The sequence below is a fragment of the Foliimonas ilicis genome, assembly GCF_039939195.1.
Taxonomy (GTDB): domain Bacteria; phylum Pseudomonadota; class Alphaproteobacteria; order Rhizobiales; family Rhizobiaceae; genus Foliimonas; species Foliimonas ilicis.
On record NZ_JBDUUH010000001.1, the window covers coordinates 305647 to 319820 of the forward strand.

General features: G+C 58.2%; 11 protein-coding genes. 3 read left to right on the top strand and 8 right to left on the bottom strand.

Going from position 1 to position 14174, the window contains the following annotated elements; translation table 11 throughout:
• The first annotated feature begins 140 nt into the window (after positions 1–140).
• Positions 141–752, top strand: coding sequence for a transglutaminase-like cysteine peptidase (locus ABFT80_RS01450; RefSeq protein ID WP_347970073.1), 612 nt, complete (start codon positions 141–143; stop codon positions 750–752).
• 140 nt (positions 753–892) lie between these two features.
• Here the strand turns inward: ABFT80_RS01450 and ABFT80_RS01455 are convergent, their stop codons facing one another.
• Positions 893–2425 carry a YifB family Mg chelatase-like AAA ATPase gene (locus ABFT80_RS01455; RefSeq protein WP_347970074.1) on the bottom strand — a complete coding sequence of 511 codons (1533 nt, stop codon included), beginning with the start codon at positions 2423–2425 and terminating at the stop codon, positions 893–895.
• 169 nt (positions 2426–2594) lie between these two features.
• The gene (gene gshB, locus ABFT80_RS01460) at positions 2595–3533 is read right to left on the bottom strand and encodes a glutathione synthase (RefSeq protein ID WP_347970075.1); all 939 of its coding nucleotides are present in this window, start codon (positions 3531–3533) and stop codon (positions 2595–2597) included.
• A 206-nt stretch (positions 3534–3739) separates the two neighbouring features.
• Here gshB and ABFT80_RS01465 point away from each other — a divergent pair, with 206 nt between their 5' ends.
• Positions 3740–5077, top strand: a complete 1338-nt coding sequence (locus tag ABFT80_RS01465; RefSeq protein WP_347970076.1) for a putative bifunctional diguanylate cyclase/phosphodiesterase — start codon at positions 3740–3742, stop codon at positions 5075–5077.
• A gap of 56 nt (positions 5078–5133) precedes the next feature.
• On the opposite strand, the gene ABFT80_RS01470 is transcribed toward ABFT80_RS01465, so the two are convergent.
• Both ABFT80_RS01470 and oiaX read right to left on the bottom strand, forming a co-directional pair.
• Complete coding sequence (locus tag ABFT80_RS01470; RefSeq protein WP_347970077.1) at positions 5134–6474, bottom strand: four-carbon acid sugar kinase family protein; 1341 nt, start codon at positions 6472–6474, stop codon at positions 5134–5136.
• Between the two features lie 5 nt (positions 6475–6479).
• Entirely contained in the window at positions 6480–7736 is a 1257-nt protein-coding gene (oiaX, locus tag ABFT80_RS01475; protein ID WP_347970078.1) for a 3-oxo-isoapionate-4-phosphate decarboxylase OiaX, read from the bottom strand.
• Positions 7737–7904: 168 nt separating this feature from the next.
• Here oiaX and ABFT80_RS01480 point away from each other — a divergent pair, with 168 nt between their 5' ends.
• Complete coding sequence (locus ABFT80_RS01480; protein WP_347970079.1) at positions 7905–8627, top strand: transcriptional regulator NanR; 723 nt, start codon at positions 7905–7907, stop codon at positions 8625–8627.
• Here the strand turns inward: ABFT80_RS01480 and apnL are convergent.
• Genes apnL through ABFT80_RS01500 form a run of 4 tightly spaced genes read right to left on the bottom strand, consistent with a single transcriptional unit; the run spans position 8624 to position 14173 of the window.
• Entirely contained in the window at positions 8624–10537 is a 1914-nt protein-coding gene (gene apnL / locus ABFT80_RS01485; RefSeq protein WP_347970080.1) for a D-apionate lactonase, read from the bottom strand. The genes ABFT80_RS01480 and apnL overlap by 4 nt on opposite strands.
• Positions 10534–11568, bottom strand: a complete 1035-nt coding sequence (locus ABFT80_RS01490) for a Gfo/Idh/MocA family protein (RefSeq protein WP_347970081.1) — start codon at positions 11566–11568, stop codon at positions 10534–10536. The genes apnL and ABFT80_RS01490 overlap by 4 nt, the downstream gene beginning before the upstream one ends.
• 5 nt (positions 11569–11573) lie before the next feature.
• The gene (locus ABFT80_RS01495; RefSeq protein ID WP_347970082.1) at positions 11574–12632 is read right to left on the bottom strand and encodes an ABC transporter permease; all 1059 of its coding nucleotides are present in this window, start codon (positions 12630–12632) and stop codon (positions 11574–11576) included.
• Positions 12632–14173 (bottom strand): sugar ABC transporter ATP-binding protein, encoded by a 1542-nt coding sequence (locus tag ABFT80_RS01500; RefSeq protein WP_347970083.1) that lies wholly within the window; start codon positions 14171–14173, stop codon positions 12632–12634. Before ABFT80_RS01500 ends, ABFT80_RS01495 begins: the two co-directional genes overlap by 1 nt.
• Position 14174 lies beyond the last annotated feature (1 nt).

Here is a 14174-nt window from a genome sequence, read left to right on the forward strand (position 1 = left end):
AGGCCTGTTGCAGAATCGCCGCGGTGTCTCTGCCAAGTTAACCCTACCGCCCATAGCTGCCCTCCGGCTGATTGACATCCGCCATAGTTCGACCTTAACGTTTCATTAAGAAATAAAGTGTGAACAAATGGGCGGCGGCAATGTTCTCATTGAAAATCCAGCCTGCATTGCGGGCAGTGCTTCTTGCGGGGCTGGTTTCCGGTAGCGCATTCGCATCGGCTCAGGCTTCCAACATGGAAACCGGCGGTCTCACATCGCAGCCGATCGGCCATTATGATTTCTGCAAAGTAAATCCTTCCGAATGCATGATCCGCAGCCGTGATCGCGGCCCGGAGCGCATGACGGACGCGCTCTGGCAGAAGGTGACGGGCGTGAATGTGGCTGTGAACGCTGCCGTGAAGCCAATGAGCGACATGGACATCTACGGCAAGCCGGAAGTCTGGGCCTACCCGGACGCCGGCGTCGGCGATTGCGAAGACTATGCACTCGAAAAGCGCCGCACGCTGATGCGTCAGGGCGTTTCTGTGTCCAATTTGCTGATTACCGTCGTGCGCAAGCCCGATGGTGAAGGCCATGCAGTGCTGACGCTTCGCACGGATCATGGCGACCTGATCCTCGATAACCTCACCGACAAGGTGCAGGTATGGGACCAGACCGGCTATCACTTCCTGAAAAGGCAATCGAGCACGCATACGGGACGCTGGGTCACGATCCGCGAAGGTCAGACGCCGCTGGTTGCCGCGGTCAAGTAAAGCCAGTTACTGCAGCACAGACCCGGAAATCGTGCCTGATTTTCGGTAAGCGCGACGCGCATTTTCAATAATTCAGAGTGCCAGCGCCGCCCGCATACACGTGTACGGCGTAGACTGCGAATCTCATTTCATGAGTGCGTTTAAGCTGCCTGAGGCATCTTTTCCGCGCTCATTCGGTAGGAAATCGCTTCAGCCAGATGTATGCGCCCGACCGTCTCCTTATCGTCCAGATCGGCAAGCGTGCGCGCGACCTTCAATACACGGTGATAGGCACGGGCTGAAAACCCGAATTTCTCGCTCGCATCACGCAAAAGTGCTGTGCCGCCAGCATCCGGTGCCGCAATCTCCTCTACGAGAGATGTCGCGCATTGCGCGTTGGTCATCGTGCCTGAGAACCCCATTGATTCAAACCGGTTGCGCTGCAGCGCCCTCGCGCGCAGAACACGCGCCGCAACGGCAGCGCTTGGTTCTGACTTTCCCGGCCGTACGAGATCTGCAGCGGATACGGCAGGTACTTCGATGCGAAGATCGATGCGGTCGATGAACGGGCCGGAGACGCGCGCCTGATAATCCGCCTGACAGCGCGGACCGCGTGCGCAGCGATAGCCGGGTTCACCGGCCATACCGCATCGGCACGGGTTCATCGCAGCAACGAGCTGAATGCGGGCCGGATAGGTGACGCGATGATTGGCGCGCGCGATCATGCAATCGCCGGTCTCCAATGGTTGACGCAGGGAATCCAGCACCTGCGGCGAAAACTCGGGCAACTCGTCCAGAAACAGCACGCCATTATGCGCCAGCGAAATCTCGCCCGGACGCACCCGCAAACCACCACCAACCATCGCCGCCATGGACGCAGAATGATGCGGCGAGCGGAATGGGCGTCGATCCGTCAGCTTGCCGCCTGCAAGTTCACCGGCAATGGAGGCGACCATCGAGACTTCCAGAAGCTCTTTCGGCGACAAAGGCGGCAGGATCGAAGGAAGCCTCTGGGCAAGCATGGATTTTCCCGAACCCGGCGGTCCGATCATAAGCAGATTATGCCCACCGGCGGCGGCTATCTCCAATGCGCGCCGCGCCGTTTCCTGCCCCTTGATATCCGCGAGATCGGGAAGGTTTCGTGCCGGTTCATGAATGCTCGGCTCCGGGCGCGAAAGAACCTGTGTGCCGCGAAAATGATTGGCAATCGCAATCAGGCTGCGCGGTGCGAGAATGTCCGTATCGGCACCCGCCCATGCAGCCTCCGAACCGCAAGACGCCGGACAGATGAGGCCCTTGCCCAATCCATTGGCGGCGATTGCTGCCGGAAGGACGCCTGCAACGGCATTGATCGTGCCATCGAGCGACAACTCACCAAGCACGACATAAGCCGAAAGCGCATCCGCCGGGATCGCGCCGAGGGCTGCCATGAGGCCAAGCGCAATCGGCAAATCATAGTGGCTGCCTTCTTTCGGCAGGTCGGCTGGCGCCAGATTGACGGTGACTTTCTTGGCGGGCATCGAAAGACCGGAAGCATGCAATGCAGCCTGCACGCGCTCACGGCTTTCGGCAACCGCCTTGTCCGCAAGGCCGACGATCTGCATTCCAGCCTTGCCGGGCGCGATCATGACCTGAACATCCACGGATACAGCGTCGATGCCTTGAAACGCGACCGTGCCAACACGCGAAACCATGCTGCCCCCTGATCCGGTCGCCGTCCCTTGCAACCGCGATTGCCCCTATCGGTTGCAGGAAATCACAGTTTTAGGCTTCGATCAAGAACAATACAGGAACATTTACGCGTGAAAGATGCAAACCGGTTGTATGGCGTTGCATCAGCAGAACAAAAGGCGGTCAAACGGCTCAGCGCTTGGCTTCGACTGCATCCCAGAAAAGAGCCGCGATGTCGGCTCCGCCGAACTTCTTCACTTCACGAACGCCTGTCGGCGACGTGACGTTGATCTCCGTCATGTAATCGCCGATGACATCGATGCCGACGAGAATGAAACCGCGCTCCTTGAGCGATGGACCGATGCGCGCGCAAATCTCACGCTCGCGCTCCGTCAGTTCTGTTTTTTCCGCGCGGCCTCCGACATGCATGTTCGAGCGCGAATCGTGTTCGGCAGGGACGCGGTTTATCGCGCCGACCGGTTCGCCATCGATCAGGATGATGCGCTTGTCGCCCTTGCGCACATCTTTCAGGTAGCGCTGCACGATGTAAGGTTCGCGGAACATCTGGCCGAACATTTCGAGCAATGATGCGAGGTTGCGGTCAGCTTCCAGCAGATGGAAAATGCCAGCACCACCATTGCCGTAGAGCGGCTTGACGATGATGTCGCCGAACTCCTTGCGGAAGGCTGCGACTTCGGCCGGATCCTTGGTGATCAGGGTCTCCGGCATCAGATCCGGGAATTCGGTAACGAATATCTTTTCAGGGCTGTTACGTACCCAGGCAGGGTCGTTGACGACGAGCGTCTTGGGGTGAATGCGTTCAAGCAGATGGGTCGTGGTGATGTAGTTCATGTCGAAAGGCGGGTCCTGCCGCAAAAGAACGACATCCATTTCGGAAAGATCCGTGCGCACCGGCTCGCCAAGCGTGAAATGATTGCCCTGCTCATCACGAACTTCGAGCGTTTCGAGACGCGCATACACCTTGCCGCCAACCATCGAGAGGCGATCGGGCGTGTAGTGGAAAAGCTGGTGACCGCGCCGCTGCGCTTCGAGCGACAGGGCAAAACTGGTGTCGCCGGCGATCGACACGGTCGAGATATGGTCCATCTGGATCGCGATTTTGAGCGGCATGGACAGTCTCCAAAGCTTGATGAATGGCGAATAGGCAGAGCTATGTATCGGATCGTCTCCAGCCTGCCAATGTGGCGCCGCGCACGCTTCCGTTAGGTCACTCAAAAAATCGTATTTTTTCGAGCAATTTCCGCTCGATAATACTTTTCCTAAACGGTTTCCATGCAAGCCTTCCCCGAAATCCGAAAAGGGTGCAGGGGAAATAAATGGTACCGTCGTTCGGAAGCAGCCATATCAGGCGGGACGAAGACGAACTCGCGTTCACAGACCGGCTCACCGGTCTGGGCAATCATCGTCGCTTCTTCGACAAGGTGGACCGGCTGATAAGCGAACGGTCCGATGATCCGGCGCCGTTTGCCGTAGGTATCGTCGATCTCGATGGATTCAAGCCAATCAACGATCTGTTCGGTTTTCGCGCGGGCGACGAAATCCTGATGCAGGTCGCGATGCGCCTGAAGGGCGCGATGGATGGACATTCGACCGTAACGCGCATCGGCGCCGACGAATTCGCGTTCCTCTGGCCGATGATTTTCAGCGAAGAAGCTGCTGCCGAAAAAGCGCAGATGCTGATCGAAATTTTGTCAGCACCCTACGATGTGGGCGAACGAACCGCGCGCCTTTCGGCTTCAGCAGGGTTTTCGCTGTTCAGCTCCGGCGACGACACAACGGAAGTGCTGGTCAGCAAAGCGGAAACTGCGCTTTACCATGCCAAACGCTCCGGCCGCGGCAAGGTCGTGGTCTATACGCAAGAGATGGAAGAGGCCGTCAAGCGCGTAACCCATATTGAACAGGCCTTGCGACGTGCGGTTTCGGCAGGCGAGGTCGAGCCACATTTTCAACCCATCGTCGATTTGAAGACGAGAAGCATAGTCGGTTTCGAAACATTGGCGCGTTGGACCGACAAGGATCTGGGGTCTGTTTCGCCGGTGACTTTCATACCGATCGCCGAGGAGCGCGGCATTATCGGTCCGCTCTCGCAACTGGTTCTGCGCAAGGCGACCGAGGCGGCGCGCAACTGGCCGTCGCACCTCTTCCTTTCGTTCAATCTTTCGCCGTCGCAACTGGTGGATCAGAACACCGGACTGCATATTCTCTCGATCCTCGATAAAAGCGGCTTCGATCCGCGCCGGCTCGAAATCGAAATCACCGAGACGGGCCTGATGACCGATCCGGCATCGGCAGAGAAAATCATCGAGGATTTGCGGCGCTGCGGGATACGTGTGTCGCTGGACGATTTCGGCACCGGGCAATCCTCACTGGGTCGCTTGCGCGCCTTCCAGTTCGACAAGCTCAAGATCGACCGTGCCTTCGTTTCCGCCATATTGGAGGATCGGCCAGCCGAACATATCGTGCGGGCAATTCTTGCCATGTGCGAGGGGCTCGGCATGGATGTTGTGGCCGAAGGCATCGAATATGAGGCGCAGGCCGAAAAGCTCATTGAATTCGGATGCGCGGGCGGCCAGGGCTATCTGTTCGGCAAGCCTGCGGATGCAGACACGACGTTGAGCCAATTGCGGGATTCGCTGGTGGTACGCTCGGCCTAGATATTTATTCTGCGCAATTCCGGACGGAAAACCGCTCACACTTTTCCTGGAATTGCTTAGGCAGGCCCGCCTGCCCGGATCATCGAGAAGTAATCGTCACCGCCTACCTGTCCGCCCTTCAGCGCGACCAACATGCCGTCTATGCGCGGATCGGTGCTGTAGGCCGTGCAAAGCGGCGAGCCCGGTGTCTGCGGCAAGGGCAGGCGTAACGTCAGCGCTTCGACGCCGAGTTTTGCCAGCGCATGGCTCGACGTATCGCCGCCTGCGATGACCGCCCTTTTCAAACCAGCACCAACCACGATTTCACGCAATATGTTGCCGAGATTCTCGCCCAGCCTGTGCCGCGAATTGTCGGAAAAAGAAATTGCGTCGCCTCGGTTCGTCGATGGTCCGAGCGCGGTGTAAAGAATGACACTTTCACCCGAACCGACGATTTTCAGCCCTTGTTCGACCGCTATTGCGATCGCCGCATCGGCATTTTCGGCTGAAATCTCCAGCGGATCGAGCGCTATACCGCGAAAGCCATTGTCCAATGCATGGCGTATCTGGCGTTCCGTCGTCGGCGAAACGCTGCCCGAGACTATGGCCAGCCGATCGACCGGACCAGGCGACGAAAAGTCTTGCGGGGTTCCAGCGATTCCCAACCGCGTCCACTCGCGCATAAGGGCATATTCGATACCGGAGGAACCGCACGTGAACTGCCCCGCCGGATCGCGTTTGCGCCACATCTGAGCGCCTGCAAGCTGCTGTGTCTCATCGCCATCGACGTCGAGAAGGACGATTTCCTCATCTCCTGCGAAAGCTGCATCGACCAGCGAATCTGCCTGCGGCGAACGCAGTTGTACGAGGTTCACAAGCCCCGTTCGCAGCGATGTCTGGTTAGCAAGATGAAGCCGCAAATCGGCCTCGTCCATCGGCGTAACAGGATGGCGGCTCATGACCGGATGACGGTCGATGCGGAAGATTTCCGCGCCATAGGCTGCAAAGAGATTTCCGAACGCCGTGTAGCGGCGGATCTGCGGTGCGCCGACGACAAGCGGCACTTTCTGCGCGCCGAACATGTCTCTGCCGATCTCGATGGCCTTGCCGATATTACCGATCTTCGGACTGGAATCGAATGTCGAGCAGACCTTGTAGTGGACAAAAGCGGCATCCAGCGATTTCAGCCAGGAAAATGCCGGAACAAGGTGCTTTTCCATCCATTCCGGCGTTTCACTGCGGCTGGTTCCGGCAAGGCCGAATGCGCGCCGGTCGCGAAAGCGTGAAAACAGTTCCGCATCCGGGATTTTCAAGAACAGCACCGTATCGACGCCTTGCGAGGCAAGCGCCTCCATGACATCGGTCGAGCCGGTCAGATCGTCGCCATAATAGGCGAGCAGCGTTGAATTTGCCTCCATCCCGATCAGGCTCCCTTGCCGTCGGCGAATTTTTCGAGCGACTGAGCGAGTTCGGGATGGTCTTTCGCGTAGTCCTCAAGCGGGACGCCTGCGACCGTCGCCTCCCAAGCTTGCTTGACGGCACGCACGCCGGCACCCGCACCGCCCGGATGGCTGACGATGCCGCCGCCGCAGAGATAAAGCAGGTCGGTCGATTGCCCGGTCCGCGCATAGGTTTCGGGAGCCTGCCCGCCCCATTGGCCGGAACCGACGACAGGCAGCGGGCAATCGTCCTTGGAGAAAAGCGGCGTGCTGACCGCTTCGAAGGATTTGACGAAGCTGTCATCCGGCTCCCAATATTTCACGCGGATGCCGTTGATCTGAAACTGATCGATGCCGAGCAGGCGCCAGAATTGCTGCCAGACCGAAAACTCCATGCCAAGCCCGGAGTGACGGGTCAGAATATCCCAGCCATTGCGATGCCCGTGCAGAACGAGGCCGGAGCGCTTGCGCAGGAACGACAGGCCACCCATGCCGATCGAATTGATGTTGATGACTGCCGCGTTACCGCCCGCCTCCAAAACCAGATCGTGATTGCGCATCATCTCGTCGGGATCGACATTCGAGATGCCAAACGCATACATGACCTTCTTGCCGGTCTTCTGCTCGTGATCCAGAATTCGCGGCATGATGGCGGCAACGCGATCCTTCAGAGGCGAGTAGGCCGGGCTCATCAGCTTCTCGTCGTCCTTGATGAAATCGACGCCGGAAGACAGAAGGTCGCCGACGAGTTCGGCCGTCTCGTTTGGCCGCAGACCGAGTGCCGGTTTGACGATGGTGCCTATGATCGGACGGTCCTGCACGCCGGTCAGGCGACGGCTTCCCGGTATGCCGAATTGCGGGCCGGGATAGGCGGACGCGAATTCCTTCGGCAGCTTCAAATCGACGACGCGGATACCAGTCATGCCCTTGATGGAATAGGCCCCGCCAATCGCAATCGTCATGAGCGCCGATAGATCGGTGCCGACCGCATCGAGCGGAAATTCTATGTCGGCATCCGCACGGTTGAACGATTTTGCGCCCGCGCCTTCATCCGGGAAGGATGGGCGGTCCAGAGGTGGAAGCGGACGCACCGCGACCACCCTTGCCGCAACACGCGCCTTCAATTCCTCCGTCTCGCCCGGCACGGCAACGAAGGTGCCGGTCGATTGGTCACTGGCGATTTTGGCGGCCAGCGCCTCGACATTGCCGGGGGTTTCGATGCGGTAGGTAACGCGTATCACTCGACAAGTCTCCGCTTGGAAAACACTGCTGTTCTGGTAAACTGGTATAATGAGTATCACAGCTATGCAAGGGATTGCGACGATCTTTCCAGGAGCGCCATTTCCGGCAATTCACTTGCGGCGCGGTTATGCGTATATGATCCTTCACCACCATCGGACGGGAATTTAATGGTATTGCAATCCGAACCGATCATCAGACGCAAATTGTCGGATGAAGTTTTTGTGCGGCTGAAGGCGCTTATCGAGAATGGCGACCTGCAGCCGGGCGATGAAATGCCGTCCGAACGCGCTTTGATGGAGCGTTTTCAGGTGGGGCGGCCTGCAATTCGCGAAGCGATGCAGGCGCTGGCCAATATGGGTCTTGTGGAAATCTCGCATGGCGAGCGCGCCAAGGTTCTGAAACTCACCGCGCAATCGCTATTCCGCCAGATGGACGTCGCAGCGAAAATCATGCTGTCGGCCTCATCGGATTCGCTGGAGCATCTCAAAAACGCACGCATCTTTTTCGAGCGAGGAATGGTGCGCGAGGCGGCCGCGAAGGCAAAGCCGGACGATGTGAAAGCTCTTGAGCAAACATTGGAGCGCCAGCGATCGCTGCTCGGAGATTCCGAGCAATTCATCGGTGCGGATATGGATTTTCACATCACGATCGCGAAAATCTCTCGCAATCCGATCTATTCGGCCGTCAGCGAGGCGATGCTCGGCTGGCTCAAGGAATATCACACGGAAATGCTAATCTGGACCGGAAGCGAGGATGTCACGCTTTCCGAGCATGAAGAGATCATCGAATGCGTTCGCCGCAATGATCCGGAAGCTGCCGAACAGGCGATGATAAAGCATCTGGAGCGTTCGCGCGCGCTCTACACGCTTCGCAACAAGGCGGACGACTAAAGCTCCAGCCGCGCGACAGCGTAGGGCGGAAGCTCCAGCTCATCGGCCCGAAGCGTTGATAGCACGGGTTCCCCGCCGCCTTCCTGAAGCCAGACTTCATCCAGCAAAGAAAGTAGTCCGCCGCGAACGCCTGATATTTCGATGTTTTGCAAATGCGGGGTCAGATTGGCGACTAGCAGAACCGTCTTTCCATCGCGGCGCGCACCGAGCGCCAGAATTTTTTCGGGCTCCGGTGAGTTTACGGCCAAGTAATCAGCGCCAGACAGATGGCCGAGCCATTTGAGCACATGGAAAAGCGGACGCGGCTTCCCCTCAGCAACCGGTTCATTCTTTCCGGCAACAAGCCCGAACGGCCCGGCAAGCGTCGAAAGCGTCACCACATCCAGTCCTGCTTCTGCGACAGTCGCAGCATAAGCCAGCGTCCACGCGGCACCGAAAAGGCCATTGTGGCGTGGATCGACGTTGGCCATGGCGATGCGTTTGCGTGAAGGGTTTTCCTTCGTCGCACTGCCATAGGGATTCTGGCGCATGGCGATGGTCGATGGCCCGATCCGATAAGGCTTTTCGCCATAGATCGCGCGCACGGAACGCGTGACGAAACGCAGAGCCTCAAAAGTCTGCATGACGCTCAAATCGTCTGCCGCATGCACGATGGGACAAGTGGCGTGGGTAATGTAAGCGAGCTGCTCCGACGGAACGCGCTTGCGGTTCAATTCGGTAAAATAGCTGAACATGCCGCCGCCAAGCGGAATGCCGGGGAACGCTCTTTTCGCCGCAGTGTAAACATTTTCAAGCGGCGGGCATTCCGGCCATTTGCTGCCCGGCGGAGTCGATTGACGATCCATCGATGGCGATACGGCAATCGATGAAAGCGACAATCCGGCCCCCTTCACCTGCGATGCGATGGCGGACAATTCTTCGTCCAGCGGGGCCTCCTGGCAAGGCACAAAACATTCCAGCGTCACGGCCAGTTCCGAGGCCTCGGCTATGTCTCGAAATCCTGCAAGCGTATCCACACCATGATGTGCGGTCGGATCGAAATGGCAGATCAGATGCCGTGCGCCTATTTCCTTCAGCAGATTTGCGTGTTCGCGTTCCCCTACCAATTCTTCCGGTCGCAAACCGATGCTGATTTCCGGCAGGACCACATCGGAGTCCAACAGCGTCAGCGAGATTTTCCCGTCGTCTTTAGCTGACGTAGTCGACGCGTCGTTCGCAACAGTCAGCGTAATCGACTGCCGGATGGTCTCGCCGGATTTGAGCAGATACGGCCAAGGCAGTGCCAGCGGGCGCACATAGGTCTTGTAGGAACCATCCGTCCAGTTGCGCTGGTCTTCCATTTCGAAGACGTCGCCATCCATGCGGCATTCGACGCGCAGGCCGGGCAACGGCTCATGCTCAATCGCGCTGATATCCTTGAAGGGCTGCCAGGGCTCGATCAAATCCGGGAAAGTCGTATGCTCGATCGAACCATCGCTATGCGTAACCCTGACAGGTTTTCCGGCAACGCCGACCACCGGATGCAGGACGGCGAAACCAGCGCGCGCCGTCTCGAAATCGCCCTGCGGCGTGAACGATGCATCGAACAGAACGGATGCGGGTTTCCCCTCGATCTTGGCTTCGCAGTTCAGCAATGCGCCTGACGGCGCTTCGAAACTTGCCTTGTAACTGACCGAAAACCCGTCTTTTGTTTCAGCAATATCAAGATCGGAAATCACCGGGTCGCATGTGCCCCAGTCGCGGTCGCGCACCAGAAACGCAATCGAGCGCAGGATTTCCACATCGGCAAAACGGATCGAGCGGACATTTCCGCCGATAAGCTCGACCGAAAGATCGCCAGCCTGCAAGCGCTTTGCCTCCGGCTTCTTTTCTTCCGTGCCGAAGAGCAGGAAATCGGACGAATGCGTCATGAAAAGAATTCCGAGAGCGGTACGGTGCGCTTTTCCTCTGCGCTTCGATACGATGCCTCGACCAGTGCGAAAGTTTTGAGATTATCCGCGCCGGAGGTCGCCGGCTCGCTTTTGCTTGCAAGGCTATCTACCCAATGCTGCTGGATGAGCGCGACACTTTCCTGAATATTGTGCCACGGCCTGCTCGCCCATGGCAGGAGGCGCGGCTGCACGTCGCTGATTTCCGTGCCTTTCGAGGAATGCACGGTGAGGCGATAATCCTGCGACAGACGCAGCGTGCCGAAGGTGCCGTCGACTTCCAGCAATGTTTCGGGAAAGGCTTCGATGGGCAATTGCGTCGCGTAGCTGCAATCGACGACCGACGTTATGTCATTCTGATGATCGAGCAGCATGGTCGCGACGTCTTCGCCTGCAATGTCGGGATTTACGCGGCGGATGCGCGCCGTGACCGCGGTCGCATCGCCAAACAGGAAGCGTGCAATGTCGAGTGCGTGGATGCCGAGATCTTCGACTATGAAACGTTTGCCAGTCGCCAGATATGGCTGGCCGGAAAAGACATCATAGGCGGAACGGAAACTGACGCGACCCCAGAAAACCTCACCGATGACACCGCTGTCGATCACCGCTTTCGCCGCCTGAATAGGCGATTGCCAGCGGAAGTTTTCGTGGATCATCAGGGAGACGCCCGCATCGTCGCAGGCTGAAACCATAGCCTTGGCGTCGTCCATCGAAGGCGCGAACGGCTTCTGGCAGATCATCGGAAGTCTATGCTTCGCGACCAGTTCGACCAGCGGGCGGTGGCTCAAAACAGTGGTGGCGATGTCAACGAAATCAAAGCCGCCATCGGCCAGCAGTTCTGCCGCATCGCTATAGCGGCGCTCTATGCCGAACTGGTCGCCAACGATCTTGAGGCGCTCCGGATCATGGTCGCAAATGGCGACGATGGATGCGCCTTTCGCATCGACCCAGCCATGCATCTGGTTGACCGCGAAGAAACCGCAGCCGATCAGCGCGCCTCTCAATTCGCTCATAGCTTTCAGTCCTTATTGGCAAGCTGCATCAGGGTGACGCGCTGCTGCAAACGCCGCTGCGCCTGATCGATGACCACCGCAACGACGATCACGATACCCTTGATGACCATTTGCCAAAAGGAAGAAACGCCCATCATCACCAGACCGTCCGACAGGATACCGATAACAAAAGCACCGATGATCGTGCCGCCTATGGTTCCGCGCCCGCCGGACATCGAGGTTCCGCCAAGCACTGCCGCCGCAATGGCGTTGAGTTCGAAGGAATTGCCGGTTGCCGGATGGGACGCCATGAGCTCCGACGAGATGACCAGCCCGACGATTGCCGCACAGAAGCCGGAGAACATGTAGACGAACATCTTGACCCGATCGACCCGGATGCCCGACATACGCGCTGCGCGCTCATTGCCGCCGACCGCGAAGATATGGCGTCCGATCGGCGTGTATTTCGCGACATAGGCAGCGGCCAGCGCCACCACAATCAGTATCCAGACCGAGGTCGGCAGGCCGAAGATACGCCCTGCTCCAAGGAAGGCAAAACCCGTCGTTCCATATTCGGGATTGCCCTGAAGGTTCGGGAACGTCTGGCCATCGGACGACAGCAGCGCGAAACCGCGCGCGACGTAAAGCATGCCGAGTGTAGCTATGAAGGGCGCGACGTTCAGTTTGGTAATCAGCAGCCCGTTGATAGCGCCGATCACGATGCCGACCAGCAGCGTCAGCAACGCCACCTCATAGATGTTGAAGTAGATCGTGTAGCCGATCTGAAGATCGATGCCGTGCAGGATCAGGCCGCCCGCCACCATGCCGCAAAGGCCGACGATCGAGCCCACGGAAAGATCGATGCCGCCGGTGATGATGACGAAAGTCATGCCCATCGCCAGAAAAGCGTTCAGCGCGACGTGCTTCGACATCAGAATGAGATTTGCGGTCGAAAGGAAATTCGGTGCGAAAATCGAAAAGAAGATGATGACTGCAAAGAGCGCGATGAACGTGCGCGCCTTCATCAAGGTCAGGAGCAGCGAGCCGCTTGGGGCCGCGCTTTTGACCGCTGTTGTCGTGCTCATCAGGCATGCTCCCTAGTTTTATGACCTTCGGCCGAAGCCTTGACGATCATGTCTTCCGTGGCATCCTTCCGGTCGATCACGGTGACGAGCTTTCCATTGCTCATCACGGCGATGCGGTCCGAAAGGGCCATGACTTCTTCAAGGTCGGATGTTGAGAAAAGAATGGCCAAACCATCCGCCGCCAGCCTGCGCATGGTGCGGAAAACATCGGCCTTCGCACCGACATCGATGCCGCGGCTCGGCTCGTCCATCAAAAGAACTTTCGGGTTGGTCATAAGCGCTTTGCCGATGACCACCTTCTGCTGATTACCGCCGGACATCGACGTGACCTCGAAACTCGGATCTTTCGCCTTGATCGACAGGTCACGGATCGCTTCGTCGATTGCCGACTTTTCCTTGTCGCCGACAATGTGAAAGCCGAACCTTGTGAAGCGATTGAGGCTGGCCAGCGTCAGATTACTGGCGATGGACAAAACCGAAACCAGCCCTTCGCGCTGGCGATCTTCGGGGATCAATGCAAGACCGCGCTGGATGCGGCGCGTCGTGTCACCGGCGGTGACGTCCTGCCCGTCGATATAGACATGGCCGGACGACATAGGGTGACGACCCATCACGCATTCGAAAAACTCGCTGCGCCCGGCGCCCATCAGGCCGTAAATGCCCAAAACCTCGCCGGATTTTACCGAAATCGACACGTCATCGACGGAAAAACCGCCGGTCTTGCGCGGCAAGGTGATGTTTTCCGCGCGGAATGCCTCGCCACCGACCGTGTGTTCGACCGATTTTGCGAAATCCTTGGCGTCCGAACCGATCATCGACCGGACGATCCATTTCGTGTCGATTTCGCTGACCTTGGCCTGCCCGGTTATCTGCCCGTCGCGCAGCACGGTGATATAATCGCCGATGCGCATCAGCTCTTCCAGCCGGTGCGAAATGTAGACGATGGAAACGCCCTGCGCTTTCAACTCGCCGATGACTTTGAACAGGATATCGACTTCAGCGGCACTCAGCGCGGAGGTTGGCTCGTCCATTATGAGAATGCGCGCATCGAGCGAAATCGCCTTGGCGATCTCGACGAGCTGCTGTTGGCCGATCGGCAAATCCTCGACCATGGTTTCGGCGTTGATGCCTGCATCCAGCTTGTCGAGGAAAAGGTTTGCCTTCTCGAACTGCGCCCTGTGGTCGATGCCTCGAAGACCGCGCGTCAACTCGCGGGTCGCGAAAATATTCTCGGCGACCGACAGATTTCCGAATAGGTTCAGTTCCTGAAAGATCATCGCGATGCCGTTCGCCTGCGCATCGGCTGGCGAATTGAACGTCACTTCCTTTCCATCGAGAAGCATGCGGCCAAGTGTCGGCTTTTCGACCCCGGCGATGATGCGCATCAGCGTCGATTTTCCGGCACCGTTTTCGCCGACAAGCACATTGACCGCGCCGCGTCGCAGCGAGAAATCGGCCTTCTTTACCGCGACGATGCCCGAATAGACTTTGGTGACATCTTCGAGGCGCAGAACGTAATCGTCGGCTTCGAGCGGTTCCATG

Coding starts and splice junctions, on each gene's coding strand:
- ABFT80_RS01450 (WP_347970073.1), top strand. CDS start 141: ATGTTCTCATTGAAAATCCAGCCTGCATTGCGGGCAGTGCTTCTTGCG.
- ABFT80_RS01455 (WP_347970074.1), bottom strand. CDS start 2,425: ATGGTTTCGCGTGTTGGCACGGTCGCGTTTCAAGGCATCGACGCTGTA.
- gshB (WP_347970075.1), bottom strand. CDS start 3,533: ATGCCGCTCAAAATCGCGATCCAGATGGACCATATCTCGACCGTGTCG.
- ABFT80_RS01465 (WP_347970076.1), top strand. CDS start 3,740: ATGGTACCGTCGTTCGGAAGCAGCCATATCAGGCGGGACGAAGACGAA.
- ABFT80_RS01470 (WP_347970077.1), bottom strand. CDS start 6,474: ATGGAGGCAAATTCAACGCTGCTCGCCTATTATGGCGACGATCTGACC.
- ABFT80_RS01480 (WP_347970079.1), top strand. CDS start 7,905: ATGGTATTGCAATCCGAACCGATCATCAGACGCAAATTGTCGGATGAA.
- apnL (WP_347970080.1), bottom strand. CDS start 10,537: ATGACGCATTCGTCCGATTTCCTGCTCTTCGGCACGGAAGAAAAGAAG.
- ABFT80_RS01490 (WP_347970081.1), bottom strand. CDS start 11,568: ATGAGCGAATTGAGAGGCGCGCTGATCGGCTGCGGTTTCTTCGCGGTC.
- ABFT80_RS01495 (WP_347970082.1), bottom strand. CDS start 12,632: ATGAGCACGACAACAGCGGTCAAAAGCGCGGCCCCAAGCGGCTCGCTG.
- ABFT80_RS01500 (WP_347970083.1), bottom strand. CDS start 14,173: ATGGAACCGCTCGAAGCCGACGATTACGTTCTGCGCCTCGAAGATGTC.